19 protein-coding genes and 1 tRNA gene are annotated in these 25,349 nt (G+C 72.8%); 11 read left to right on the plus strand and 9 right to left on the minus strand.

Going from position 1 to position 25,349, the window contains the following annotated elements; genetic code table 11:
• Window positions 1-39: 39 nt before the first annotated feature.
• The 4 genes from ACFUN8_RS28700 to ACFUN8_RS28715 all read right to left on the minus strand — a co-directional run bounded on the left by ACFUN8_RS28700 (window position 40) and on the right by ACFUN8_RS28715 (window position 5,747).
• The gene (locus ACFUN8_RS28700) at window positions 40-1,089 is read right to left on the minus strand and encodes an aminotransferase class V-fold PLP-dependent enzyme (protein WP_383643596.1); all 1,050 of its coding nucleotides are present in this window, start codon (window positions 1,087-1,089) and stop codon (window positions 40-42) included.
• Window positions 1,090-1,158: 69 nt separating this feature from the next.
• Window positions 1,159-1,881: a DsbA family oxidoreductase gene (locus tag ACFUN8_RS28705; protein ID WP_383643599.1), complete on the minus strand. Its 723-nt coding sequence runs from the start codon at window positions 1,879-1,881 to the stop codon at window positions 1,159-1,161.
• 93 nt (window positions 1,882-1,974) lie between these two features.
• Window positions 1,975-3,984 (minus strand): GTP-binding protein, encoded by a 2,010-nt coding sequence (locus ACFUN8_RS28710; RefSeq protein ID WP_383643601.1) that lies wholly within the window; start codon window positions 3,982-3,984, stop codon window positions 1,975-1,977.
• A 218-nt stretch (window positions 3,985-4,202) separates the two neighbouring features.
• Window positions 4,203-5,747 (minus strand): aldehyde dehydrogenase (NADP(+)), encoded by a 1,545-nt coding sequence (locus ACFUN8_RS28715; protein ID WP_383643604.1) that lies wholly within the window; start codon window positions 5,745-5,747, stop codon window positions 4,203-4,205.
• A 150-nt stretch (window positions 5,748-5,897) separates the two neighbouring features.
• Here ACFUN8_RS28715 and ACFUN8_RS28720 point away from each other — a divergent pair, with 150 nt between their 5' ends.
• The 6 genes from ACFUN8_RS28720 (at window position 5,898) to ACFUN8_RS28745 (ending at window position 12,801) form a co-directional block, all read left to right on the plus strand.
• Window positions 5,898-6,668 (plus strand): IclR family transcriptional regulator, encoded by a 771-nt coding sequence (locus ACFUN8_RS28720; RefSeq protein WP_383643607.1) that lies wholly within the window; start codon window positions 5,898-5,900, stop codon window positions 6,666-6,668.
• A 120-nt stretch (window positions 6,669-6,788) separates the two neighbouring features.
• A complete protein-coding gene (locus ACFUN8_RS28725) occupies window positions 6,789-7,850 on the plus strand; it encodes a PT domain-containing protein (RefSeq protein WP_383643610.1) in 1,062 nt (353 codons plus the stop codon).
• The gene (locus ACFUN8_RS28730) at window positions 7,847-9,151 is read left to right on the plus strand and encodes a sensor histidine kinase (RefSeq protein ID WP_383643614.1); all 1,305 of its coding nucleotides are present in this window, start codon (window positions 7,847-7,849) and stop codon (window positions 9,149-9,151) included. Before ACFUN8_RS28725 ends, ACFUN8_RS28730 begins: the two co-directional genes overlap by 4 nt.
• A gap of 47 nt (window positions 9,152-9,198) precedes the next feature.
• Window positions 9,199-9,828 (plus strand): response regulator, encoded by a 630-nt coding sequence (locus ACFUN8_RS28735; protein ID WP_383643648.1) that lies wholly within the window; start codon window positions 9,199-9,201, stop codon window positions 9,826-9,828.
• Between the two features lie 171 nt (window positions 9,829-9,999).
• Window positions 10,000-11,451 carry a penicillin-binding transpeptidase domain-containing protein gene (locus tag ACFUN8_RS28740; protein ID WP_383643617.1) on the plus strand — a complete coding sequence of 484 codons (1,452 nt, stop codon included), beginning with the start codon at window positions 10,000-10,002 and terminating at the stop codon, window positions 11,449-11,451.
• A gap of 72 nt (window positions 11,452-11,523) precedes the next feature.
• Window positions 11,524-12,801 (plus strand): MFS transporter, encoded by a 1,278-nt coding sequence (locus ACFUN8_RS28745; RefSeq protein WP_383643620.1) that lies wholly within the window; start codon window positions 11,524-11,526, stop codon window positions 12,799-12,801.
• Here the strand turns inward: ACFUN8_RS28745 and ACFUN8_RS28750 are convergent.
• Both ACFUN8_RS28750 and ACFUN8_RS28755 read right to left on the minus strand, forming a co-directional pair.
• Window positions 12,787-13,971: a hypothetical protein gene (locus ACFUN8_RS28750; RefSeq protein WP_383643623.1), complete on the minus strand. Its 1,185-nt coding sequence runs from the start codon at window positions 13,969-13,971 to the stop codon at window positions 12,787-12,789. The genes ACFUN8_RS28745 and ACFUN8_RS28750 overlap by 15 nt on opposite strands.
• Window positions 13,968-14,972, minus strand: coding sequence for a 5-dehydro-4-deoxyglucarate dehydratase (locus tag ACFUN8_RS28755; protein ID WP_383643626.1), 1,005 nt, complete (start codon window positions 14,970-14,972; stop codon window positions 13,968-13,970). Before ACFUN8_RS28755 ends, ACFUN8_RS28750 begins: the two co-directional genes overlap by 4 nt.
• Window positions 14,973-15,234: 262 nt before the next feature.
• On the opposite strand from ACFUN8_RS28755, the gene ACFUN8_RS28760 reads away from it, so the two are divergent.
• Both ACFUN8_RS28760 and ACFUN8_RS28765 read left to right on the plus strand, forming a co-directional pair.
• Window positions 15,235-16,059, plus strand: a complete 825-nt coding sequence (locus tag ACFUN8_RS28760; protein WP_383643629.1) for an NAD-dependent epimerase/dehydratase family protein — start codon at window positions 15,235-15,237, stop codon at window positions 16,057-16,059.
• Window positions 16,060-16,153: 94 nt separating this feature from the next.
• The gene (locus tag ACFUN8_RS28765) at window positions 16,154-17,425 is read left to right on the plus strand and encodes a TerD family protein (RefSeq protein ID WP_383643632.1); all 1,272 of its coding nucleotides are present in this window, start codon (window positions 16,154-16,156) and stop codon (window positions 17,423-17,425) included.
• Between the two features lie 71 nt (window positions 17,426-17,496).
• Here the strand turns inward: ACFUN8_RS28765 and ACFUN8_RS28770 are convergent, their stop codons facing one another.
• The 3 genes from ACFUN8_RS28770 to ACFUN8_RS28780 all read right to left on the minus strand — a co-directional run bounded on the left by ACFUN8_RS28770 (window position 17,497) and on the right by ACFUN8_RS28780 (window position 19,583).
• Window positions 17,497-17,724 (minus strand): hypothetical protein, encoded by a 228-nt coding sequence (locus ACFUN8_RS28770; protein ID WP_037784015.1) that lies wholly within the window; start codon window positions 17,722-17,724, stop codon window positions 17,497-17,499.
• Between the two features lie 115 nt (window positions 17,725-17,839).
• Complete coding sequence (locus tag ACFUN8_RS28775) at window positions 17,840-19,420, minus strand: TROVE domain-containing protein (RefSeq protein ID WP_383643636.1); 1,581 nt, start codon at window positions 19,418-19,420, stop codon at window positions 17,840-17,842.
• Window positions 19,421-19,513: 93 nt separating this feature from the next.
• Window positions 19,514-19,583 (minus strand) — tRNA-Lys (locus ACFUN8_RS28780).
• A gap of 174 nt (window positions 19,584-19,757) precedes the next feature.
• On the opposite strand from ACFUN8_RS28780, the gene ACFUN8_RS28785 reads away from it, so the two are divergent.
• The 3 genes from ACFUN8_RS28785 to ACFUN8_RS28795 are packed head-to-tail and all read left to right on the plus strand — an operon-like array spanning window position 19,758 to window position 25,229.
• Window positions 19,758-22,178: a protein kinase gene (locus ACFUN8_RS28785; RefSeq protein ID WP_383643639.1), complete on the plus strand. Its 2,421-nt coding sequence runs from the start codon at window positions 19,758-19,760 to the stop codon at window positions 22,176-22,178.
• Window positions 22,175-24,439, plus strand: a complete 2,265-nt coding sequence (locus tag ACFUN8_RS28790) for a PQQ-binding-like beta-propeller repeat protein (RefSeq protein ID WP_383643642.1) — start codon at window positions 22,175-22,177, stop codon at window positions 24,437-24,439. The genes ACFUN8_RS28785 and ACFUN8_RS28790 overlap by 4 nt, the downstream gene beginning before the upstream one ends.
• Window positions 24,440-24,461: 22 nt before the next feature.
• Window positions 24,462-25,229 (plus strand): SDR family NAD(P)-dependent oxidoreductase, encoded by a 768-nt coding sequence (locus ACFUN8_RS28795; RefSeq protein ID WP_383643645.1) that lies wholly within the window; start codon window positions 24,462-24,464, stop codon window positions 25,227-25,229.
• Window positions 25,230-25,349 lie beyond the last annotated feature (120 nt).

Raw genomic sequence — 25,349 nt, forward strand, 5'->3', positions numbered from 1 at the left:
GGGCCCGGTCTTCCCGACCGGGCCCCGCGCGTCTGTTGTTCAGCCCGCGAGGACGTCCAGCGCGCGGTCCACGTCCGCCGTGGAGTTGTACAGATGGAACGCGGCGCGCAGATTGCCCGCGCGGACCGCCACCTTCACGCCCGCCGCCACGAGCCGGGGCCGCAGATCGCCGAGGCCGGGCACGGCCACGACGGTGGAGCCCGCGGCGGCGACCGGCTCGTGCCCCAGCGAGACCAGGCCCGCCCGGAAGCGGTCGGCGAGCGCCGTGACATGGGTGTGGATCCGCTCGACGCCGATCTCCTCCAGCAGGGCCAGGGACTGTTCGGCCCCGTGGTAGGCGAGGAAGGCCGTCGGCTCGTCGAACCGCCGCGCCGAGTGGGCGAGTTGCTCGACGGGGCCGTACGTACTCGCCCAGATGTCCTCGCCCGAGACCCACCCCGCGTGGATGGGCACCAGGCTCTCCTGGGCCTCCTCGGAGACGGTCAGGAACGAGGTGCCACGCGGGCTGACCAGGAACTTGTAGCCGCCGGCGACGGTGTAGTCGTACGCCGCCGCGTCGACGGGCAGCCAGCCCGCCGCCTGCGTGACATCGAGCAGCGTACGGGCGCCGTGCGCGGCCGCGGCGGCCCGTACCGCCGGCAGATCGGCGATCCGGCCGTCACCGGACTGGACCGCCGAGACGGCGACCAGCGCGGTCCCGGGCCGTACCTCGTCGGCCAGCGACTCCAGCGGCACGTACCGCGGCTTGAGATCGCCCCGTACGGCGAAGGGCGTGACGACGGAGCTGAACTCGCCCTCGGCCATGAGGACTTCACTGCCCGGCGGGACCGAGGCCGCGATCAGACCGACATGGACCGCCACGGCGTTGCCGACGGCGACCCGCTCCACGGGCGTGCGCACCAGGCGGGCGTACGAGGCGCGGGCCGCGTCGACCGAGTCGAAACTGCCCGCGCCATCCCGCCGCCCCGTGCCGTTCTCGGCCGCCAGCGTCCGTACCGCTTCGACGGCCCGGCGCGGCAGCAGACCGCAGGTCGAGGTGTTCAGATACGTCGTCTCCGGCACGAACTCGGCGCCACCCAAAGTCTCCATGCCCTCACCCTGGGACCCGTGTCTTCCCCAGTCAATTGCGCATTTCTGAGGGGAACACCCAAGAGATCCTTATGAATGACTGTGGGCACCCGGGATCTCGCACGCCCCGTCCGCGTCGCAGGTGACGGCCGGGTCGTCGCCCACGGCGGTGATCGCGCGCCCCTGCCACGCCTGCTCCAGCGCCTGGGTGAAGACCTCGGCGGGCTGGCCGCCCGAGACGCCGTAGCGCCGGTCGAGGACGAAGAAGGGCACACCGGTCGCGCCCAGCTCCGCCGCCTCCCGCTCGTCGGCCCGTACGTCGTCGGCGAACGCGTCCGGGTCGGCGAGGAGCACGCGTGTCTCGGCCTCGTCCAGTCCCGCCTCCACCGCGAGGTCGACCAGCGTCTCGGTGTCGTAGACGGAGCGCTCCTCGGCGAAGTTCGTCCGGTAGAGGACGTTCAGCAACGCGTCCTGCCGGCCGCGGGCCTTGGCCAGGTGCAGCAGCCGGTGGATGTCGAACGTGCTGCCGTGGTCCCGGTCGCCGACGCGGTAGCCGAGCCCTTCGGAGCGCGCCTGCGAGGCGACCTGCTCCTCCATGGCGAGGGCTTCCTCCCGGGACCGGCCGTACTTGGTGGCGAGCATGTCGACCACGGAGGCGACCTCGTCCTTGGCGTGCCCGGGGTCCAGCTCGAAGGACCGGTGCACCACCTCGACGTCGTCGCGGTGCGCGAAGGATTCGAGCCCCTTCTCGAACCGGGCCTTCCCGATGTAGCACCAGGGACAGGCGATGTCGCTCCAGATCTCCACACGCATGTGTCTGCTTCTCTCCAGGCCGGGTCAGTGCGGAGCCTGCCTCCGCTACCAACCGCAACCCCTGGGCCACGCCACCCATTCCCGCCCGCCCCACTACGCCCCCGCCGAGACCCGGCGCACCACGCTGAGCAGGTACTCCTTGGGGTTGAGCGGATCGTGGTCCGTGCGGGAGCGGGTCGGGGGGGCGCCCTGGACCGGTTGGTGGTGGGCGAACGACGCCTCCAGGACGCCCTCGCCGCTCGTGAGCGTCGGGAGCAGTTGGTCGAGCGCGTGGACCTGGGCCGCCGGGATCTCGCCCTCCACCACGTACGACGACCCGCGCACCGAGGGCGTGTGCGGTACGGCGCGTCGGCGGACCAGGGCGGGCAGGACGGTGCCGAAGGTGTCGGCCGGGACGTCGAGGCGGAAGTGGTGCATCGGTTCGCACACGATCGTGCCCGCGTCCCGCAGGGCGGCCATCAGGACCAGTGGGGTCAGCAGGCGGAAGTCGCCGCCCGTGCTGGACATGCTCTTGTCGAACGTGCCGTGGGCGTGGCTCTGCCTGGGCGCGTAGCCGCTGCGGGTCAGTACGACGACGCAGTCGGGGATCGCCCATCCGTACAGCCCCTCGCCGAGGGTGGCGCGCACGGTGTCCTCGATGGCTTTCATGAACGCGTACGGCATGGAGCCGAGTTCGACCTCCAGCCGGAAGTCCACACCGCTGCCGGGCGGGGCGGGTTCGACCCGGAGGCCGACGGTCGCGAGGAACGGATTGGGTTCCTTGCCCATGATCTCCGCGGCGCTTCCCTCGCCCGCGATCCTTTCGACGCAGATCGTCGTCGTCTCACGGAAGGTGGCCTCGACGCCGTATTCGTCGGCGAGTGTCGCCTGGATGACTTCTTTCTGCACCTCGCCGTAGAGCGACACGGAGATCTCCCGCCGGATCTCGTCCTGCCGCAGATTGATCAGCGGGTCCTGCTCGGCGAGTTGGGTGAGCGCGGCGTGCAGCGCGCCCTTGTCGGTTCCCTCGCGCGGGGCGACGACCGTCTCCAGCGACGGCGGGGAGAAGTGGTGACGTGCGGCGGTGACCGCGGCCGGGTCGCCGATCACGTCGCCGATCCGGATGTCACCGAGCCCCCAGAGCTTGCCGATCCGGCCGGCGCCGACGGACGCGCGGCGCACCGACGAGCCGTCGTCGAAGACGCTGATCGCGGTGACCTTGCCCTCGGCGTCCCCGATCGGCAGCCGGTCGCGTACCCGCAGCGCGCCGGAGAACATCCGGACGTAGGCGATCTTCTCGCCGGCCGTGCCGCGCTCGACCTTGAAGACGGTGCCCGAGAGCGGGCCCCGCTCGTCGCCCGCCGTGGCGGGCAGCAGCTCCCTGATGGCGCCGGTGAGCGTGTCCACGCCCGCGCCGGACACGGCGGAGCCGAAGAACACCGGGTGGATGAGCGCCCGTCCGGTCTGGGCGGCCAGTTCACGGCGGAGCCGGTCGTACGTGAGGCGGGCCGGGTCCTCGACGTACGCCGCCAGGAAGGCGTCGTCCTGTTCGGCCAGCCGCTCGGCCACGGGTCCGGTCGTGGAGAAGGCCGGGTCGGGTGCTCCGTACGGGGTGAAGTCGGCGTCCCTGGTGCCGAGTCGGCGTACCGATCCCATCGGGACGATCGCGGGGGTCAGCTTCTCGGCCAGGTCGCGCAGGAGGTCGTCGTGGCGGGCGCCGACGCGGTCGATCTTGTTCACGAAGACGAGCGTGGGGATCCGCAGCCGGCGCAGCGTCCGCATCAGGACGCGCGTCTGCGCCTGGACACCCTCGACGGCCGAGACGACCAGGACGGCGCCGTCGAGAACGCTCAGCACCCTCTCCACCTCGGCGATGAAATCCGGGTGGCCGGGGGTGTCGATCAGATTGACGGTGATGTCGTCCACGGCGAACGACACGACGGCGGACTTGATGGTGATGCCGCGTTGACGTTCGAGGGCCAGCGAATCGGTCTGGGTGTTCCCGTCGTCGACACGGCCGATCTCGTCGATCACTCCGGCGGCGTGCAACAGCCGCTCGGTCAGGCTGGTCTTACCGGCGTCTACGTGCGCCAGGATTCCGAGGTTGAGCGTACGCGTACTCACTGAGCGTCATGTCCTTCGAATAGGCAGGAATTCCCTTCTGCTGGATGGACATCGACGCTCGGCGCATGACGGCTCCTCGACTGCTTGGCGGGTCGGCCGGTCGGCCGACGTCGGGGAGTACAGCAAACCCCGCCCCGCCCGGCAAGCGAATTACCGGGTGGGGCGGGGTCGTGTCGTGCGGGGTCATGTCGTGCGGGGTTGACGCGGGACGGGCTGCCCTACGAGGCGGTCGCGGGCTCCGCGCGGCCGTCGACGCGGCGCGGCAGGCCGGTCGGGTTGTCGTCACGCAGCTCCGGGGGGAGCAGCGCGGCGGGGGTGGACTGGTAGGTGACGGGCCGCAGCCAGCGCTCGATCGCGGTGGCCCCGACGGACGTCGACGTGGAGGTGGACGCCGGGTAGGGGCCGCCGTGCTGCTGCGCGGGGGCGACGGCGACGCCGGTGGGCCAGCCGTTGACGAGGACACGGCCCGCGAGCGGCGTCAGGTCGGCGAGCAGCCGGGCGGCGCCGGAGTCCGCGTCCTCGGCCTCGCCGTCGGCGAGGTGCAGCGTGGCGGTGAGGTTGCCGGGGAGCCGGGCCAGGACGGCGCCGATCTCGGCGTCGGAGTCGTAGCGGGCGACGACGGTCACGGGGCCGAAGCACTCCTCCAGCAGGAGGTCGTGCGGTCCGTCGGCGGCGAGGCGCTGGGCCGGTACGGTCAGATAGCCCGCGCTGACGGTGTGGTCGCCGCCGGCGCCCGGGGTGATCGGGGCCGCCACATCGGGGAGTTCGGCCCGTTCGCGTACGCCCGCGACGAACGCGTCCCGCATCCGGTGGTCGAGCATCACGCCGGGCTCGGTCTCGCTGACGGCCGTCGTCAGCGACTTGAGCAGGCTGTCGCCGGCGTCACCGGTCGGGACGAGCACGAAGCCGGGCTTGGTGCAGAACTGGCCCTCGCCGAGCGTCATCGAGCCGGCCAGTCCGGTGCCGATCTGCTCGGCGCGCTCGGCCGCGGCGGCCTCGGTGATCACGACGGGGTTGAGCGAGCCGAGTTCGCCGTGGAAGGGGATCGGTGCGGGCCGGGCCGCGGCCGCGTCGAAGAGGGCGCGTCCGCCGCGTACGGAACCGGTGAATCCCGCCCCGGCGACCAGCGGGTGCTTCACCAGCTCCACACCGGCCTCGAAGCCGTGCACCAGGACCACCACGTCCTCGGGCAGGCCCACCTGTGCCGCCGCCCTGCGCAGCGTGGCGGCGCAGATCTCGGAGGTGGCGGGGTGGTCGGGGTGCACCTTGACGACGACGGGGCAGCCGGCGGCGAGCGCGCTCGCCGTGTCACCGCCCGGGACGGAGAAGGCGAAGGGGAAGTTGCTCGCCGAGTAGACGGCGACGACACCGAGCGGCACCTTCCAGCGCCGCAGGTCGGGCCAGGGCGGCGTGCGGTCGCCGTCGGCGTGGTCGATGCGTACGTCGAGGAAGGCGCCCTCGTCCACGACGTCGGCGAAGGCTCTCAACTGGGCGGTCGTGCGCGCGAGTTCGCCGGTGAGCCGGACCGGCCCCAGCGCGGTCTCGGCGTCCGCCGCCTCGATGACGTACGCGCCCGATTCGTCGAGCAGGTCCGCCGCCGTACGCAGAAGCGCCGCACGCGCGGTACGGTCGGCGAGCGCGGGCCGGGTGGCGTGCGCGCGACGTACTTCGCGGTCGACCTCCTCGGCCGTGGCTTCGACCGCGACCTGCTCACGCGGCTTCCCGGTTCGGGGGTCGACACTCCAGACTGGTGCTGCTGCCACCGCGGCTTCCTTCCAATTCCTGTGCCGTCCGCTGTCATCACCGAGGTGCTGTTCGGTATTCTGAACAAAGTTCCTGATGATGAATCCATGGGAACTCTATTTCCGTGCGTTCTGTGTGGTCAAGAGTGGTCAAGATAGGGGCGAGGGACGATGTCGGCTGCGGAAACCGGTGGTGCACAGGTCAAGTCCGCTGTGCGGACGGTGGAATTGCTGGAGTACTTCGCCGGACGCCCCGGTATGCACTCGCTCGCCGTGGTGCAGGAGGCGGTCGGCTACCCCAAGTCCAGTCTCTACATGCTGCTGCGGACCCTGGTCGAGCTGGGCTGGGTGGAGACGGACGCGACGGGCACGCGGTACGGCATCGGCGTACGGGCGCTGCTGGTCGGCACGTCGTACATCGACGGTGACGAGGTGGTGGCCGCCGCCCGCCCCACCCTGGACCGACTCTCCGACGACACGACGGAGACCATCCACCTGGCGCGTCTCGACGGCACGAACGTCGTCTACCTCGCGACCCGCCAGTCGCAGCACTATCTGCGCCCCTTCACCCGTGTCGGGCGCCGGCTGCCCGCGCACTCCACCTCGCTCGGCAAGGCGCTGCTCGCCACGCACACGGACGAACAGGTGCGCAAGATGCTGCCGGAGACGATGTCGCCGCTGACCGAGCACACGATCACCGACCGCGAGAAGCTCATCGAGGAACTGAACACGATCCGCGAGCAGGGGTACGCCGTGGACCGTGAGGAGAACACCCTCGGGCTGCGCTGCTTCGGCATCGCGATCCCGTACCGGACTCCGGCGCGCGACGCGATCAGCTGCTCGGTGCCGGTGGCGCGGCTGACCCCGGCGCACGAGCAGATGATCAAGGACGCGCTGTTCGACGCGCGCGACCGGCTGACGCTGGCTACTCGCAGGCTCTGACCGGTCGTCCGGGGCCCCTGTCCGCCGCCGGGTCTCCCGCACCGGTCTCCCCCGTGCGGCGGAGGGGGATCGTCAGCGCGCAGGAGGTGCGGGGGGCCGCCGGCCGGGAGCGTGGGCGGCATGACGCCGACCTCCGCCGCATCCGCCGCCCCGCTGCCCGCGCCCGAGACCGGGCCGACTGCCGGGCCGACTGCCGGGCCGACTGCCGGGACTGCCGGGCCCACCGACGGGCCGCCCGCCGCGCCGTCGCTCAGCCGTGGCGTACGGGCGCTGCGCGCCGTCGCGATCGCCTCGTGCCTCCCGTACATCACGCTCAAGGTGCTGTGGATCGCCGGCAACCGGGTCGGCGTCCCGGACGACAGCACGCTGCTGGACGACCGGATCGCGATGGCCTTCGCCAACAGTGTGTCCGTCGTCCTCGACGCCGCCGTGGTGGTCCTCGCGCTGCTGCTCACCCGGCCGTGGGGACGACGGGTCCCCGCCTGGCTGCTGGGCCTGCCGATGTGGGCCGCCGCGGGGCTGCTGGCGCCGATCATGACCGGCTATCCGCTCCAATTGGCGGGCGCCCTGGCCGACGGCTCGCGCCCGGCGCCCTCGAACTCGGAGCCGTTCCTCGACGCGTGGGTCTTCGCCGTCGTCTACTCCGGATTCATCCTCCAGGGCCTCACCCTGGGGGCGCTCTTCGTGCGGTACGCGCGGCGCCGCTGGGGCCACCTCTGGCGGGGACCGCTCGGGGACCCGCGGACGACGACCGTCGCGCGGGCGACGGCGGCGGCCGGTGCGCTCCTGGCGCTGCTGCCCGGTGTCATGCATCTGCTCTGGGCGACGGGAGCCACGACCGGGCTCAGCGCCGACCGGATCGCGGAGCGGTCGACCGACTTCTACCTCGTGGAGGGCGTCCACGCCCTGTTCGCCGTGGTCGCGGTGGCCGGCACCCTGCTGCTCGCGCTCCCCTTCCGTGCGGCCGGCCGGCTGTCGCCGAGGATCCCGCTCGCGACGGCGTGGGTGGGCTCGGGGACACTCGGCTGCTGGGGCGGCTTCCTCTTCCTGACCACGCTGCTGCCCACCGATCCGGATCAACGGGCCGCCGGGCCGATGGTGCTGACCTACGCTGTGTCGATGGTCGCCGGGTTCCTGCTGTTCGGCAGTGTCGTCTCCACCCTGCGGCGCCGCGCCGTATGACAGCCCCGCTCCCGCGCCGGACCGCCGCGCTCCTGCGCCCGCTCCTCGGCGGACGGGCACGGCTGCGCTGGACGCATCTGATCCTCGGCGGCGCGCTGCTGATGCCGTACTGGCTGCTCGGCACGGTGGTCGTCGGCCCGCTGGTCGACGCCGACAACTTGTTCGCCAACTCCCTGGCGCTTCAGTTCGGCGCGTACGCGGTCGCTCTGCCGCTGGCCGCGGCGAGCGCGCTGTTCCCGCTCGTACGGCCGCTGTCGGTGGCCGCGGCGCGGGCGCTGTGCGGGGTCCCGGAGGGCTCCCTGGCCGACGGTCCCGCCCGCTCGCGCGCGGCGAGGGTGCGTACGACGGGCTGGTTCACCCTGCATGTCGGGCTCGGCGGGATCATCAGCGGCATGTCGCTGGCGCTGCCGCCGTTCGCGGTGGCGCTGATGGCGCTGCCGCTGTCGTCGGCACTGCGCGAGTCCCGGCTCGGGATGCCGCGTGCCTTCGAGCACGGCTGGGCCATGGCTCTCGCGCCTCTCGCCGGGATCCTTTCCCTCGTCGCCCTTGCCGCGTGCGCGGCCGCGGCGAGCACGCTGCTGGCCCGGCTGGCGCCCGTGCTGCTCGGGCCCACACCGGCCGACCGGCTGGCCGCCGCCGAACGGCGCGCGGCGGATCTCGCCGTACGCAACAGGCTCGCCCGCGAACTGCACGACTCCGTCGGGCACGCGCTGAGCGCGGTGACCCTCCAGGCGGGCGCGGCACGCCGGATCCTGGACAGCGACGCGCCCAAGGACAGGGAGTTTGTACGGGAGGCGCTGACGGCGATCGAGGAGACCACCCGGCGCACCGTGGGCGAACTGGACTCCGTGCTGGGCCTGTTGAGGCAGGACGACGAGGACCGGCCGGCCGCGCGAGGGGGCGGTCCCGCGGGGCCGACGCTCGACGCGCTGGACGTACTGCTGGCCCACTGCGGCGTACACGTCGCGCTGACCGTCGAGGGGGACGTCACGACCGTGCCGGAGCCGGTGTCACGCGAGGCGTACCGCATCGTCCAGGAAGGGCTGAGCAACGCCCTGCGGCACGGCGGGGCCGCGCCCGTCACGCTCCATGCCGCCCTGAGCACCGAGAAGTTGGAGATCACGATGGAGAATCCGCTGCCGGACACGGCGCCGGTCGTACGGCCCGGCGGTGGACGCGGACTGCTCGGTGTCACCGAACGGGCCACGCTGCTCGGCGGGCACGCCGAGGCCGGGCACGACGGCGCGCTGTGGCGGCTGTCCGTCGCCCTCCCGCTGACCGCCGACGGGGGCGCCCGGTGAAACAGGCGGAGACCGGGATCAGGGTGGTGGTCGCCGACGACGAGCGGATGGTCCGTACGGCGCTGCGCGTCATTCTGGACGCCGAGCCGGACCTGACGGTCGTCGGCGAGGCGGCGACCGGCGCCGAGGCGGTCTCCGTGGTGCGCGCGGTGCGTCCGGACGTCGTGCTGATGGATGTGCGGATGCCGGAGATCGACGGCATCCGCGCCACCGAGCAGATCCTCGGCCCGGCGTCCGGCTCACCGTCGGGCCCGGTGCCGCGCGTCGTCGTGGTGACGACCTTCGAGAACGACAGCTACGTGTACGACGCGCTGCGCGTCGGCGCCTCCGGGTTCCTGCTGAAGCGGGCGGCGGCCGAGGACCTGGTGGCGGCGGTCCGGCTGGTGGCCCGGAGCGATTCGCTGCTCTTCCCGGCCGCGCTGCGGGGCCTGGCGGCGGAGTACGCCCGCCGCCGGCCGGCGGCGCCGGGCTGGGCGGGCCGGCTCACCGAACGCGAGGCGGCCGTGCTGCGGCTGATGGCGACCGGTCTGACGAACGCGGAGATCGCGGAACGGCTCGGCGTCGGCCCGGCGACGGTGAAGTCGCATGTCGCCTCGGTGCTCGCGAAGACCGGGACCAGGGACCGTACACAGGCGGTGATCGCGGCGTACGAGTCGGGGTTCATCAGCCCGAGGTGATGCCGGAGCCTTCGTGACGCCGGAGCCCGAGGTGATGCGGGAGCCCGAGGTGGCACCGGCCTCCTGAGGAGGCCCGTCCGGTCCCGTCCGGTCCCGTCCCGGTATGAAGAGTTTCTGAGAAGGGGCGCAGGGCGGAACGCGGCGGCCGGTCCCGCTCGTCCTGGCTGTGGGATGAACAAGACAATCAGGCGCACCGCGGTCGTCTGTCTGCTCATGGTGCTCGCCCTGCTGGTGCGGGTCACCTGGGTGCAGGCGTACCAGGGCAAGGCCCTCGCGGACAACGAACGCAACCGACGCACGCTCATCGACCAGTACGCCCAGCCGCTGGGCGACATCGTCGTGGCCGGTTCCGCCGTCACGGGCTCCGCCCGGACGGCGAGCAGCGACGACCTGAAGTACAAGCGGACGTACACGGACGGTGAGCTGTACGCGGCGGTGACCGGTTACAGCTCGCAGGCGTACCGCTCCACACAGCTCGAAGGCATCTACTCGCACGTCCTGGACGGCACGGACCCCCGGCTGAAGAACCCGCTGGACGCGCTCACCGGCAAGCAGGCCGCGCCGGGCAGCGTGCTGACGACCATCGACCCGGCGGTGCAGAAGGCCGGTTTCGAGGCACTCGGCGACAAGAAGGGCGCGGCCGTCGCGATCGACCCGGCGACCGGCAGGATCCTCGGGATGGTCAGCACCCCGTCGTACGACCCGTCGAGGATCAGCGGGACGACGGACGGCGACGCCTGGGAGCAGCTGAACGCCGACCCGGACAAGCCGATGGTCAACCGGGCGCTGCGGCAGCCGCTCCCGCCCGGTTCGACCTTCAAGCTGGTGGTGGCCGCGGCGGCGCTGGAGGACGGGCTGTACGGCTCGGTGGACACCCGGACGGAGAGCCCGGACCCGTTCACGCTGCCCGGTACGAGCCAGGTCCTGGAGAACGAGAACGCGTCGGCGCCCTGCGAGAACGCGACGATCCGCACGGCGCTCCAGTACTCGTGCAACAACGTCTTCGCCAAGATGGCCGCGGACCTCGGCAAGGACAAGGTCGGCTCGATGGCGTCGAAGCTGGGCTTCAACGACACCGAGCGGGATGTGCCGGTACGGGCCGCGGAGAGCGTCTACCCGTCCGACATGGACGACGCGCAGACGGCGCTGACGGGCATCGGCCAGTTCGAGGTCACCGCCACGCCGCTCCAGATGGCGATGGTCTCGGCGGCGCTGGCCAACGACGGGATCCTCGAATCGCCGCACATGGTGTCCAAGGTGGTGGACGCGGGTGGCGACACGCTCACCTCTTACGAGGACGAGTCGTCGCGCCGCGTCGTCTCGTCCTCGACGGCCGAGCAGTTGCGCAGCGCGATGGTGACGGTGGTGAACGAGGGCACGGGCACGAACGCCCGTATCGACGGCGCCGAGGTCGGCGGCAAGACGGGCACGGCCCAGCACGGCGTGGACAACAGCCAGACGCCGTACGCCTGGTTCACCTCGTACGCGAAGGACGCCTCGACGGGCAAGGAGGTGGCGGTGGCCGTGCTGGTCGAGGACTCGGGCGCGGCACGCTCGGAGGTCAGCGGCAACGGCCTGGCGGCCCCGATCGCCAAGAAGATGATGGAGGCGGCGGTGCGCTGACCGGCCCGCCCGGTCGCCTGCCGCCAACCCCTGTGGCGCCTGGGGCTCCCGTGCCACGATATGCCGATGGGGATGGGGAATCGGGCAGGGAAGCCGGCGGAGGAGTCGGCGGGGGAATCGGCCGGGAAGCCGGCGGGCAGGAGCTGGGCGATAGCCACGGTCCTTCGGGACCGTAACGCCGGGCTGTATCTGTCCGGCGTCGTCGTGTCCGGTTTCGGCACGTCGGCGATGTGGCTGGTCGGCGGCATCTGGGTCAAGTCGCTGACCGGGTCGGACAGTCTGGCGGCCCTGACCGTCTTCGCGATGTGGGCGCCGACGCTGGTGGGGCCGCTGCTGGGGGCGTTGGCCGACCGGTGGCGGCGCCGGCCGCTGCTGATCTTCTGCAATCTCGCCATGGCCGCGCTGCTGCCCCTGCTCCTCGTCGTGGACTCGGCGGACCGGATCTGGATCCTCTTCGCCCTGCTGTCCGTGTACGGCGTCAGCGGCGTCGTCCAGGACGCGGCCGAGGCGGCCCTGGTGGCCACGGCGATCGACAAGCGGCTGCTCGGTGACTTCAACGGGCTGCGGATGACGGCCAACGAGGGCATGAAGCTGCTCGCGCCGCTCGCGGGCGCCGGGCTGTACGCGGCGTACGGCGGCGGGACGGTCGCCCTGCTCGACGCCGTGACGTTCGCACTGGCCGCCGGTCTCTTCGCGCTGATGCGGGTCCAGGAGGAGCGGCCGGTGCCGGACCGTACCGGCAGTTGGCTGTCCCGGACGGCGGAGGGCGCGCGCGTGCTGCGCGACTCGCCGGTCCTGCGCCCGCTCGTCCTGGCGGGGTCGGTCACCATGCTGCTCGCGGGGCTCAACGGCGCCGCGATCTACGCGGTGGTCGACAAGGGCCTCGGGCACGCTCCTACGTACGTAGGTCTGCTCTACGCGCTCCAGGGCGTCGGCTCGGTCGCCGTCGGGCTGCTGGCGGGCCCGCTGATGCGCAGGATGCCCGAGCGGGTGTTCGCCGCCGGTGGCATCGCGCTCTTCGCCGCCGCCGTGGGGCTGCGGGCGCTGCCGTACGACGCCGTGGTGCTGGCGAGCGCGGTGGCGGTGGGGATCGGGCTCCCGTGCGTGCTGATCGTCGCGCTGACGGCGGTGCAGCGCGAGACCCCGGACGCGGTGCTCGGGCGGACCGCCGCCACCGCCAACACCCTGATCTACGTGCCGAACGCGGTGTCCCTCGCACTCGGCGCGGGACTGATCGCGTTCGTCGACATCACGGTGCTGCTGCCGGTCACCGGGGTGATCGGCCTGCTGACGGCGGCCGGCCTCACCTTCTACGGAGGCTTGCCGCGACGGGTCTCAGCCGAGTTGTGAGAGCGCGGCGGCGACGGCGGCCAGATCCGCGTCCGACGCCAGGCCCGCGTGGTACAGGCGCAGTTCGGTCGCGCCGAACGAGCGCGCGTGCGCCGCGTCGCCGGCGAGGGTGTCCGGGCTGCCGCCCATACCCCCCACGACGGTGAAGTTGGCGGCCAGCACGGTGGATTCGCGGCGATGGGCGGCGAACGGTGTCAGCATCGCCTCCGCCGCGCCGCCGGTACAGGGCAGGACGACCCCGTCGGCGGTGTCCAGGATGTGCGCGGGGTCGACCCCGGCGTTGGCCCCGGTGCGGTGGGGGTTGGGGTCGGCGTGGAGCAGTACCTGGAAGCCGGGGTGCGCCCGCGCGCGTACGGCGGCGACGGTGGCCTCCTGGAGCGTACGGGCGGTCCGGACGCGCCAGTTGAGGGTCGCGGCCGCCAGATCGGCGCCCAGGAGCTTTTCGACAGCCGGCCAACCTGCCGGGGTGCCGGGGCTCTGCGCGCCGCTCCAGACGGGCTCCAGGGCCCGCCTGACGGCGGCGTTCAGCTCGTCGGCGTCCAGGCCCAGCGACAGGTAACCGGCGCGGCAGACGGAGCAGAAGCAGAGCGACATCAGGTACTGCGCGGCCTCGCCTAGCGGGACGCCGCCGATCTTGTCGTGGGCGTGCAGGTGCGCGAGTCCGTACCAGCCGAGGGATTCCAGTTCGGTGCCGGCCGCGCCGGGCTGTACGGCGGCTTCCGCGGCGAGCGACGCGACATACGTACGGACGGCGGGGCGGGCGATGCACGGGGCCCAGGGGTAGCGGTCGCCGTAGGCGTTCACCACGGAGGTGCCGGGATGCTCGGCGCCCAGCCGGGAGTTGTGCGCGAGGACGACCCAGGTGTGCACCTCCAGTCCGGCGTCGGCGAGCGCGGCGGCGGCCTCGCCGTAGGCGTCCGCCGGGGCCCAGTCGCCGGCGGCGTAGGGGCGCAGTTCGGCGTCCGCCCAGTGCGCCTCGTCCATCGGGTAGAGCACGGCGGCGTGTTCGGCCGTGACGACGCGGTGGCGCGGGTGGCGCGGGGTCAGGGCGCGGGTGGAGTGGTAGGCGGAGGCGAGGGTGACCTGCCGGACGCCGAGGCCCGCGACGCGCGCGGGCGCGTCGGGGTCGCCGACCACGTCCCAGGGGTAGAGAAAGGCGGAGGTCTTCACGCGTTCGTCTCCGTCCCGCCGGGCTCTCCGGGCTCTCCCGGCTCGCCGTCGCCGTCGCCGTCGCCGTCGCCGAGCAGCGTGTAGCCGCGCTCGATGATCTCGGTGAGTTCCTTGATGTGCGCGGGCTGCGGTTCGCTCAGGGGGGTACGTACCTCGCCGACGTCGTAACCGCGCAGTCTGACGCCCGCCTTGACGAGCGAGACGGCGTATCCGCGCCCCTTGGAGCGCAGTTCGACCAGCGGCCGGTAGAAGCCGTCGATGAGCCTGTTCACGGTTGTGTCGTCGCCGGAGTTGAGGGCGCGGTGGAAGGCGAGGGCGATCTCGGGCGCGAAGGCGAAGACGGCGGAGGAGTACAGGCTGATGCCGATGCCGCGGTAGGCGAGGCCGGTGAGCTCGGCGGTGGGCAGGCCGTTGAAGTAGAGGAAGTCGCGGCCGGGTTCCTCGGTGCGTACGGCGCTGAGGATGCGCTGCATCAGGTCGAGGTCGCCGTAGCCGTCCTTGAGGCCGATGACGCCGTCCACCTTGGCGAGTTCGACGACGGTCTCCGGGGTGAAGATCGCGTTGTCGCGCTGGTAGACGATGACTTCCAGGCCGGTGGCCGCGGCCAGCGCCGAGTAGTGGCGCAGCAGGCCCTCCTGGTCGGCGACGACCAGATAGGGCGGCATGGCGAGCAGTCCGTCGGCGCCGGCGGCCTCGGCGATCTCCGCGTATCTGACCGCGATTGCCGTACCGTAACCGGCGGCCGCCACGACCGGGACCGCTCCCGCGGTCTCCTCGACGGCCGCCCGTACGCACTCCCCGAACTCCTCCGGGGTGAGCGCGTGGAACTCGCCCGTGCCGCAGCAGGCGAAGACCGCGGCGGCTCCCGCGTCGACGCCGCTTCTGACGTGCGCGCGGAACGCGTCGAGGTCGAGGGCGCCGTCCGGACCGTACGCGGTGACGGGGAAGAACAGCGGCCCGGCGACTCGGGTGAGGCGGGCGGCGAGCGGGGCTGAGGTCACTGGCGCTCCCTGGGCCGTGCGGCGAGCACTCACGCTCGTGCACAATTCTGATCGGCGTCCATATTTCTGAACAACGCCACGCTAGGCCAGCCGTGCGGCGCCGGTCAAGACGGAAAACCGCAACCCAGGAGCGGATCGGCCGCCTCCGCGCGACACTTGACGCTGACGGCGACGCTCCTTAGCGTGTCCACGCATGTGAATCCTGTCCACGGATCTGAGTCATTCCGGGTCCGCCCGAGTCCGTCCGAGGAGATCTACGCCCATGCCCCAACCGCGAACCGTCCTGCTCACCGGCGCAGCGGGCGGCCTCGGCACCCTGATGCGGGGCCTGCTGCCCGCGTACGGGTACGAGCTCCGGCTCTTCGACGCCACACCCATAGAAGGCGAGCCGGACGCGATCACGGCCGACCTCGGCGACAAGCGCGCGCTGCGTGAGGCCGTCAAGGGTGTCGACGCGATCATCCATCTCGCCGGCATCTCCCTGGAGGCGTCGTTCGACAAGATCCTGCGGGCCAACATCGAGGGGACGTACAACCTCTACGAGGCGGCACGCGAGGAGGGCACCGCGCGGGTGGTCTTCGCGTCCAGCAACCACGCCGTCGGGTTCACACCACGGCCGCAGGGCACCTATCCGCTCGACTCGGAGGCGCTGATCCCGATCGGGACCCCGCGCCGCCCCGACACGTTCTACGGCCTCTCCAAGTGCTTCGGCGAGGATCTGGCGCAGCTCTACTGGGACCTGCACGGGCTGGAGACCGTCTCCGTGCGGATCGGGTCGTGCTTCATGGAGCCGACCTCCGTACGGATGCTGTCGGTCTGGATGAGCCCCGGCGACGGCGCGCGGCTCTTCCACGCCGCGCTGACGGCCGAGGACGTCCAGCACTCCGTCGTCTACGGCTCGTCCGCCAACACCCGCCTGTGGTGGGACCTTTCGACGGCGCGGGCCCTCGGGTACGAGCCGAGGGACGACTCCGAGCAGTACGCGGACAAGCTCATCGCCGAGCAGGGCGAACTGGACCCGGAGAACCCCGACCACGCCAACCTGGGCGGCCACTTCTGCACACACCCGCCGCAGTGGCCGTACTGAACGGGCCGGTCGCCGGGACCCCGTGACTGACCCGTACGGGGGAGGGGCGGAAAAGTAAGGGAACGGCAAAGAGAGGTCGTTCGTTACGTCTGGCATGACAGCTATGACCCCCGGCTCGAACATCCCCCTCTCGGCCGCCCGCGTGGCGGTGGACGTCGCCGCCCCGGTGCGGCTCGACGTATCGGGCCTGCTGCTCACCGCCGACGGCAAGGTGCGCTCCGACGACGACTTCATCTTCTACAACCAGCCGAACGGCCCGGGTGTGACCTACCGGTCCGGCGGCGGTACGGCTCCGGACGCGATCGTGGTGGACACGTCCGCCGTCCCCGCCGGAATCGAGAAGATCGTCGTCACGGCCAGCCCCGACGCCGCGGGCCAGAGCTTCCAGGGCATCGAGCCCACAGCGACCATCCGCAACGCCGACGACGGCAGCGCGCTCGCCACCTTCACCCCGCCGAATCTGGGTTCGGAGACCGCCCTGGTGGTCGTGGAGGTCTATCTGCGCAACGGCGCCTGGAAGGTCCGCGCGGTCGGCCAGGGTTACTCGAACGGGCTGTCGGGCATCGCCACCGACTTCGGCGTCTCCGTCGAGGAGCCCACGACGCCCGCCGCGGCCGCCCCACAGGCGCCGCAGGCCCCCGTGGCCCCGATGGCGCCGGTGCCGCCCTCCGCGCCCGTCCCGCCCCCGGCTCCGGCCCCCACGACGGCCGACCCGCGGATCGCGGCCCCCGTCGCTCCCTCGGCCCCCGTCCCGCCGTCCGCCCCCCCGTCGGCTCCCGCGGGCTCCGGGAAGATCAATCTCGACAAGGGCCGCGTCAATCTCCAGAAGAACCAGACGGTGTCGCTCGTCAAGGGCGGCGCCCCGCTGCTGTCCCAGGTCAAGATGGGCCTCGGCTGGGAGCCCGCCTTCCGCGGCAAGGACATCGACCTCGACGCCTCCGTGATCGCCTACGGACCGAACCGCAACCACCTGGACAGTTGCTACTTCGGCAAGCTGTCCATCCTCGGCGGCTCGGTCAAGCACTCCGGCGACAACCTCACGGGTGAGGGCGCCGGGGACGACGAGACGATCGTGGTCGACCTCGGCCGGCTGCCGGCCGAGGCCACGGGCCTGGTCTTCACGGTGAACTCGTTCACCGGCCAGAAGTTCAACGAGGTCGCGAAGGCGTACTGCCGGCTGCTCGACGCGCGGACCGGTGAGGAACTGGTCCGCTTCGACCTGACGGGGGCCGAGCCGCAGACCGGCGTGATCATGGCGAAGCTCATCAAGCAGTTCTCCGGTGAGTGGGAGATGACGGCCGTCGGCGAGTTCGTGAAGTCCCGCACGGTCCGCGGCATGGTCAAGCCCGCGGCCAAGTCCCTCTGAGTGCCGCTCCGGACATGCCTTTACGGGCCGCCGCGGTCACGGGGATCGCGGCGGCCCGGGGGCCTGGGTCTTCAGAGCTTGGTCAGTTTGGAGAAGGGGCTCAGGATCCGACCCTGGCGGCCCGAGAAATCGATGAGCACGGCGTTCTCGCCCTCGACTCCGATGACTCTGCCCAACCCGAACTGATCATGGGAAACACGGTCTCCCACGTCGAAGTGCTCGGGCGGAGGTGAGGCCGGGCCTTGGCGGTTGAAGGGACTGGACGGCAGGTGGCGCCGGGAACCGGCTGACTTTGTCATTACCTGGAGTATGCGCCCAACGGCCCCCGACGCGCCATGCCCGACCGCCGACGGGCCGCGGGATCACTCGTTCCCCAGTGACCCCACGGCCCTCCGCGGGCCCCTGTTCCGGCGGTCAGTCCGCCCACGGCCAGCGGGCGTCCCGACCCGCCTCCAGCAGCGGAACCATGCGGAACGCGGCGTCGGAGAGACCACCGAAAGTGTGCCGGTTCCGCGTGCCCGACGGCCCGTGCCCGGCCCGGTATCCCGCCAGATTCCAGGTGTAGACGGGAACACGGTCCGGGACCTGCTCGGTCGGGTCGCCGTAGTGGCTGTACGACGCCTGCTCGTCCGTGACGATCAGCACCCGGTCGTGGCCGCGGTAGTGGGCCCGTACCGCCCCTGTCGTGTTCGTGCCCCCCAGGCTGCCGAAGCGGCCCAGGACCTTCAGCACGGACTCGCGCCCGTGGTACTTCACCGTGCCGCTGCCCGAGCCGAACTCGACCAGATCGGCGTCGGCGGCGCGCATCGCCACCGCCGTACCGAAGATCGCCGCCGCGTCCGCCCGGTTGAGCTGCGAGCGGTCCGACAACGGTGACCACATCGAACCCGACCGGTCGACCAGGATCAGCGTCCGCCCCGGCAGCGCGGGCACATTGGCCAGCGAGTGGCCGAGCGCCCGCTCCAGCGGGTACGACCAGCGCAGCGACGGCGCGTGCTGGTACGCCGCGAGATAGCGGAACGGGAACTGCCGCGACCGGGCGACCACCGCCGGGTCCGACAACTCGGCGGCGACCCGGGCCGCGACCTCGTCGCTCACCCCGGCCTCGTCGAAGTTCCGCAGATTGCGCAGCAGCGCCATCGGCCCCATGGAGGGGATGACGGCCTCCCACGCCGCCGCGTCCATCGGCCCCTGGAGCCAGCCCGCCAGCATCTCCCACGTCATGCCCGCCGCCGCCAGCCGCTCGTCGGCGCCGGGAGCCGTGATCACCGCGCGCCGCTCGGCGACGGGCAATTCCATCAGGGCCCGGTGCGCGACAAGAGTGCGGTTCGACGCGGGCGGATCGGCGCTGTCGGGGTGGTGCCGGCGGTCCAGGGCGTAACGGAACAACTCGCCCTGCCACGCCTTCGCCGGATCGGGCGAGGCGTGCACGAGATTGAGAATGTCCCCGAATCGGTAACCCTTCGACGCGGTGTCGTACTTCAACAGCGACTTTCCGCTGTAGAGCCGCCGCACGGCATCGGCCGTTCCCCGCTTCACCGGCTTGGGTATCGCGCGTCCGTAACGGGACGTCCAGTAACCGAGGAATTCACCCGGCTCGTCGGCACGCAGCAGTACGGAATCGACGACCCGACGGTTCGACGGGCCCGTGCCGACGCCCAGTTCGAGACGCGCCTTGACGTATTCGGCGGCGCCGACGACGGCGGCGGTCCGCATGTTCCCGTCGCGGCGCAGCCAGCTCAGAAGACCGGCGGTCCATGCCGGATCCTCGACCGCGAGCTTACGTACGAGGGAGGCGAAGCGGTCGTCGCGGTCGTCACCGGACTCGTAGAAAGTCTGCTGGGAAACGAAGTTGGCGACGGCCAGCAGAAACAGCTCGGACTTCGCGTCGCGCAGATGTCCGGCGCCGCCCTGGTGGGTCCGGGTGGTCGCGCCCGTCGACCGTACGGGCGACGTGCCGCGGACCACGGAAAGGCGGGTGTTGAAACGTGCCATGGGAATTCCCCCGAATTCGATGAAAAGTCCAGAGATCAAGGCCGGCGGAACCGACAAGGTGCTCTACCAACTGAGCTACACCGGCTCGAAAGCCGATGGCAGGACTCGAACCTGCGGCCTCCCCATTAAGAGTGGAAGTAGGTCCCGCCTTCGCACCTGGACAGATATGACTTTAGGAGAGGCGCCGACCGGCTGCCACGGGTTTTAGCGGCGCCTCAGCGGCGTTACGCCGGCCCGGACGAGCCGGTGTTCGGTGGCAGCCGCAACCTTGAGACGCTCTACGGGCGTCGCAGTGATCGGCCGCGTAGGGATGGGCGGGTTCGGAGGGGGAGGCACGGTGGAGAAGCTCGGGGGGTACCGGCTGGTCGCCCTGCTCGGTGCGGGCGGCATGGGGCGGGTCCATCTCGCCAGGGCGGCCTCGGGGCGGCTGGTGGCCGTGAAGACGGTGCACGAGCATCTGGCGGCCGATCAGCGGTTCCGGGAACGGTTCCGGCGGGAGGCCGCCGCGGCCCGTTCGGTGGCGGGACCCTTCACGGCCGCCGTGCTCGCCGCCGATCCGGAGGCCGTACGCCCGTGGCTGGCCACCGAGTTCTGCACGGGCCCCACCCTCGGTGAGGCGGTCGCGGCCCTCGGACCGCTGCCTTCGGGCGAACTCGCCGCGCTCGGCGCCGCGCTGGCCGAGGCGATCGCCGCCGTGCACGCCGCGGGGCTCGTCCATCGCGATCTGAAACCGTCGAACATCGTCGTGACGCGCGACGGCCCGATGGTCATCGACTTCGGCATCGCGCGGACCGCCGCCGAGGAGAGCCTGACCGACAGCGGTGAGGTCGTCGGCTCCCCCGGCTTCATCGCGCCCGAACTGCTCACCGGGACGGGTGAACCCGGTCCGGCCGTCGATGTGTTCGCGCTCGGGGCGCTGCTCGCGTACGCGGCGACCGGCCGTCCCCCGTTCGGCACCGGCCCGGTGCACCAGGTGCTGTACCGCACCATGCACGGCCCGGCGGATCTCGACGGGTTGGCGGAGACCCTGGGCGCCCGGGACGGCGCGGCCGGGTGGCGGGAACTGCTCGGGAGCTGTCTGAGCCAGGAGCCCGGCGAACGGCCCACCGTGGCCGAGGTGCTGGCCGCGTGCGCGGCGTGGACCGAGGGTGATCCGTGGTGGGAGCGGGAGGCCGTGTCCGGTCTGATCCGGCGCCGTGAGGAGGAGGTGGCCGCGCTGGTCGCGAACGCGCCGGAGACGACGGCGACGGTAACGGCAACGGCGACGACAGCCACGGCGACGGCCACGGAACCGGCGGACACGCGGGCCGACGAACCGGCCGACGCGGTGCCGGCGCCGCGCGACGCGACCGTCCCCCGCCTCCCCGCCCCCACTGCGCCGCTCGTACCCGGCGGCGGCGCCACGGTCGTGAGCGGCGGCCGGGGCGCGTCCCGGAGACGGTTCCTGCGCTGGGGCGGCGCGGCCCTCGCCGGCGGCGCGGCGGTCGGCACGGTCGCCTGGCTCTCCTCACTCACCGGCCGCGACGGCGAGGACGCCGACGCGGGAGCCTCCGGCACGCCGGGCCCGTACGCACGGGGCCGCGCCCTGTGGACCCGCGACATCGGCGAAGCGCTGCCGATGCGGTACGGCGAGGCCCTGTACCTCCGGGCCGGGGACGGGCTGACCCGACTCGACCCGCGGACCGGGGTCGTCGCCTGGAGCCACCCCGTCGACGGGGACATCACCGATGTCGTCCTCGGTGACGAACTCGTCCATGTCCTGTCCAACCGGCTCTCGTTCTCCACCGAGATCGCCGCGCTGGACGCCGCGACCGGCGTCGCGAAGTGGTCCGCCGACCCCATGGTGAACAACCCCCGGCGCCCGCTGGAGCTGCGCGGGGCGGGGCCGACCGTCGCGGTCGACGGGAACCGCAGCGCGCTCGTGGTCGCCGAGGACGTCCTCTGTGTCGTCACCTACGCCTCGTACTCGACGGCGTGGGAGCGCCGCACCAACCGTGAGAGCCCCTGGCGCGCCTACGGCTACGACCCGCGCACCGGAGCCGCCCTCTGGTTCCACCAGGGCGCGCGGGCGGAGGTGGCGGCTCTCCGCCGGACGGACGACCGGATCGCCGTGGCGGCCAGGACCGTCTCCGCCACCCCCGCCACCCCCGCCGCCCCCGGCGGGAACGACGACGGGAGCGGGACGGACGGACCACTGACCGTGCTGCGCGCCGCCGACGGCACCCTCGAACGCGAGATACCCGGAGGCGCGGCGTACCCGGAGTCGTACCTCGGCTCCCGCGGCGTCCGCCACTACGCGACGGGCGGACGTCTGAAGGCCGTCGACCTCGCGACCCGGCGTACCCGGTGGACCCGCGATCTGTCCGAGGGAGAGACCGACGACACCACCATCACCCCCACGGCCACCGCCGGGCTGGTGCACACCGCCACGTACGACACGACGAAGGCCCTCGACGCGGACACCGGACGTACCCGCTGGAGCCGTGCGGGCACCGGCCTGCCGCTGGTGGTGGCCGGCGGGCTCGTCTACGGCCGGGGACGGGCGCCGGAGGACGCGGAGACGGCCGGGAGGCGCCCCGACTGGGGGTTGCACGCGCGGGACGCGGCGACGGGCGACCTCGTGTGGGCGGCCGAGACCGGCGAGGCGAGCGCGGTGGTCGTCGGGGCGGGCGGTGGCGCGGCCGGTACGGGACCCGGCCTCGTCCATGTGGCGTCGGGAGGCGTCCTGACCACCTACGCCGCACCGGAGTTGTCATGACCGACCCCCTGCTGCCCGGCGACCCCGAAAGCCTGGGCTCCGTACGGCTGCTCGGCCGGCTCGGCGCCGGTGGCATGGGCCGGGTGTATCTGGGCCGTACGACCGGTGGCCGACTGGTCGCCGTGAAGACCGTCCACGCGCACCTCGCGGCCGAACCGCACTTCCGCGAGCGGTTCCGGCGCGAGGCCGCCGCAGCCCGCGCCGTGACGGGGGCGCACACGGCGGCGGTGCTCGACGCGGATCCCGCGTCGCCCGTGCCCTGGCTGGCCACCGCCTATCTGCCGGGCGTCACGCTGCGGCGCGCGGTCGCCGCCGCCGGACCGCTGGGCGTGCCGGTCGTACGGTCCCTGGGCGCGGCGCTCGCGGAGGCCCTGACGAGCATCCACGGCGCGGGTCTCGTCCACCGCGACCTCAAACCGTCCAACGTGCTGGTCACGGCCGAGGGGCCGCGCGTCATCGACTTCGGGATCGCCCGTGCGCTGGGCGACCACGGGCTGACGGCGGCCGGGGACATCGTCGGGACGCCCGGGTTCATCGCGCCCGAACAGATCACGGGCGGGACGCCGGTGACCGCGGCGGCCGACGTGTTCGCCCTGGGCGCGGTCCTCGCGTTCGCCGCCACCGGCCGCAACCCCTTCGGGGACGGAACGGTGGCGATCCTGCTCTACCGGGCCGTGCACGAGGAGCCCGACCTGGCCGACGTACCGGTGGAGCTACGCGGGCTGGTCGCCGGCTGTCTGGACAAGGAGCCGGGCCGACGGCCCTCGGTCGCCGCCGTGCTGGAGCGGACGGCCGATCCCGCGTCGCCGCTGTGGTGGCGCGAGGAGCCGCTGCGGAGCCTGGTGCGGGGCGACGAGGAGGACCGGCCGCGCGAGCACACGGCGATGGTTCCCACGAAGCGGGCCACGGCGGCACCGGCGCCACCCCCCGTGCCGGCGCGGGTCGAGCGGCGCCGTCAACCGGCCCGCCGGGGAGTGCTGGTGGCCGGTGCCGCCACCCTGACCGGGCTGCTCGGCGTCTCCGTCGTACGCGGCTGGGAGAGCCCCGCTCCGGACGGCGCCCAGCTGGATGTCGACAAGGGATCGGCGAAGCCGGGCGCGCTCCGCTGGAGCGTCACCACGGAGTCCGAGGCGATCGACGCGCTGCTGCCCAGCGGCGGCACGGTGCTGCTGCACGGCACACTCGCCGGCGGTTCCACGGGCTACGTCCGCGCCCGCGCGGCCGCCGACGGGGCCCGCCGCTGGGAGCTGGAGGCTTCGGCGGACGTGCCGCGCATGTGGGGCGTCGTGGAGGGGAATCTCGTCGCGCCCGACGTCGGGCTGCCGGTGGTCGATGTCGGCTCGGGCAAGTCGCGCGTCGAGGCCGACCCCGTCCGGAGGCTGCCGGCCCGGTGGGTCGCCGTCGTGGACGGCACGGTGGTCTCGTCGTACGCGGACGAGGACGGCGAGAAGGAGCTGGAGGCCGTCGATCCGCTTACGGGGGCTGGCCGTTGGGCGCGGGAGCTGGGCGGCACGGAGCCACCGGCGGTGCTGGGCGGCACGATGCTGCTGGCCCGCGCCCTGCGGTGGGAGGTGCTCGGCGTCGACGCGGCGTCGGGCAGGACACTGTGGACGTACGAGGGGTTCCAGGCCGACGGCGACCAGTTGCTCGCCGCCGCCGCGCTGCCGGACGCGGGGAACTTCGCCCTGCTCACCACGGCGGGCAAGCTGCACCTCGTCCGTGCGCGCGGCGGGGAGCGCGTCGCCGTCGCGGCGGACACCTTCCCCGTGACCCCGGGAGCCACGGCCGTCGGCGCGGCGGGCGGGACGGGCCTGCTGGCCACGGCGGGCACGCTGTACGGCTTCGACCCGGAGAGCGGGAAGCGTCGCTGGCGGCGCCCCACGCTCGGCGTCGAGACGAGCTGGCGGCCGCGGACGGGCGGGCTGCGGGGTCCGGTCACGGCGGGCGGTCCGGGCAGTGCGGGCGGTCCGGTGCTGCACTGGTCGAAGGCGGACACCCTCCAGGCCCTCGATCCCCGGTCCGGCGAGGCTCGTTGGACACGGCGGCTGACGGGGATCGCGAAGGTACCGCCGGTCGTCGCGGGCGACACGGTGTACGCGGCGGCCGGCGACACGTGCACCGCCCTGCGGCTCGCCGACGGCACGCCGCTGCGCGAGTGGGTGCTGCCTGGGATCATCGACCAGCTCGCGTCCGACGCGTCCGGCTGGTACGGCCGGGTCGGCACGTCGGAGGTACGGGCGTACAACGCCGTCGACGGCTGACGCCTCCCGAAGGGACCCCTCCATGAACTTCCCGCAGACCGGCCGCCGGGTCCTGGTCACCGGCGCCGCACGAGGACTCGGCCGCGCGGTCTCCCGCGCCTTCGCCGCCAACGGCGACCGCGTCGCCGTCCACTACGGCACCCGCGAGGACGACGCGCGCCGCACCCTGGACTCCCTCGACGGCACGGGCCACGCGCTGGTGGGCGGCGACGTGTCGGACCCCGAGGGCGCGGCCCGGATCGCGGACGCGGCGCGGGACGCGCTGGGCGGCATCGACGTACTCGTGAACAACGCGGCGGTGAACGAACCCCATCCGCTGCCCACCACCTCGTACGAGGACTGGGCGGCGAGCTGGCAGCGCCACCTCTCGGTGAACGTCCTCGGCACGGCGCTGCTCAGCCACCGCGCGGCACGGTCGATGATCGACAGCGGCACGGGCGGCCGCATCGTCAACATCGGCTCACGCGGCGCCTTCCGCGGCGAACCGGACCACCCCGCGTACGGCGCCACGAAGGCGGCGGTGCACGCACTGGGCCAGTCCCTCGCGGTCTCCCTCGCCCCACACGGCATCGCGGTCGCCTCCGTCGCCCCGGGCTTCTTCGCCACGGAACGGGTGGCCGCCCGCCTGACGGGCCCTGAGGGCGACGCGATCCGCTCCCAGAGCCCGTTCGGCCGGGTGGCGACGGCGACCGAGATCGCGTCGGCGGTGCTGTGGCTGGCCTCCCCGGAGGCGGAATGGTCGTCGGGCGCCGTGCTGGACCTCAACGGGGCTTCGTACCTGCGGACTTGAGGGGGGGCGGGCCGCCCGGCCGCGCCGCCCTCCAGGGGGCGACCCACGCGCGGGCGGCCCGGCCACGGGGCCAGATCAGCTCGGGCTTGCCCGCGACGTAACGCAGCCCTTCCCGCAACT

This window comes from Streptomyces sp. NPDC057307, from assembly GCF_042667665.1.
Taxonomy (GTDB): Bacteria; Actinomycetota; Actinomycetes; order Streptomycetales; family Streptomycetaceae; genus Streptomyces.

Coding starts and splice junctions, on each gene's coding strand:
- ACFUN8_RS28700 (WP_383643596.1), bottom strand. CDS start 1,089: ATGGAGACTTTGGGTGGCGCCGAGTTCGTGCCGGAGACGACGTATCTG.
- ACFUN8_RS28775 (WP_383643636.1), bottom strand. CDS start 19,420: ATGGCACGTTTCAACACCCGCCTTTCCGTGGTCCGCGGCACGTCGCCC.
- ACFUN8_RS28760 (WP_383643629.1), top strand. CDS start 15,235: ATGCCCCAACCGCGAACCGTCCTGCTCACCGGCGCAGCGGGCGGCCTC.
- ACFUN8_RS28705 (WP_383643599.1), bottom strand. CDS start 1,881: ATGCGTGTGGAGATCTGGAGCGACATCGCCTGTCCCTGGTGCTACATC.
- ACFUN8_RS28770 (WP_037784015.1), bottom strand. CDS start 17,724: ATGACAAAGTCAGCCGGTTCCCGGCGCCACCTGCCGTCCAGTCCCTTC.
- ACFUN8_RS28790 (WP_383643642.1), top strand. CDS start 22,175: ATGACCGACCCCCTGCTGCCCGGCGACCCCGAAAGCCTGGGCTCCGTA.
- ACFUN8_RS28730 (WP_383643614.1), top strand. CDS start 7,847: ATGACAGCCCCGCTCCCGCGCCGGACCGCCGCGCTCCTGCGCCCGCTC.
- ACFUN8_RS28765 (WP_383643632.1), top strand. CDS start 16,154: ATGACAGCTATGACCCCCGGCTCGAACATCCCCCTCTCGGCCGCCCGC.
- ACFUN8_RS28740 (WP_383643617.1), top strand. CDS start 10,000: ATGAACAAGACAATCAGGCGCACCGCGGTCGTCTGTCTGCTCATGGTG.
- ACFUN8_RS28745 (WP_383643620.1), top strand. CDS start 11,524: ATGGGGAATCGGGCAGGGAAGCCGGCGGAGGAGTCGGCGGGGGAATCG.
- ACFUN8_RS28735 (WP_383643648.1), top strand. CDS start 9,199: ATGGTCCGTACGGCGCTGCGCGTCATTCTGGACGCCGAGCCGGACCTG.
- ACFUN8_RS28725 (WP_383643610.1), top strand. CDS start 6,789: ATGACGCCGACCTCCGCCGCATCCGCCGCCCCGCTGCCCGCGCCCGAG.
- ACFUN8_RS28720 (WP_383643607.1), top strand. CDS start 5,898: ATGTCGGCTGCGGAAACCGGTGGTGCACAGGTCAAGTCCGCTGTGCGG.
- ACFUN8_RS28795 (WP_383643645.1), top strand. CDS start 24,462: ATGAACTTCCCGCAGACCGGCCGCCGGGTCCTGGTCACCGGCGCCGCA.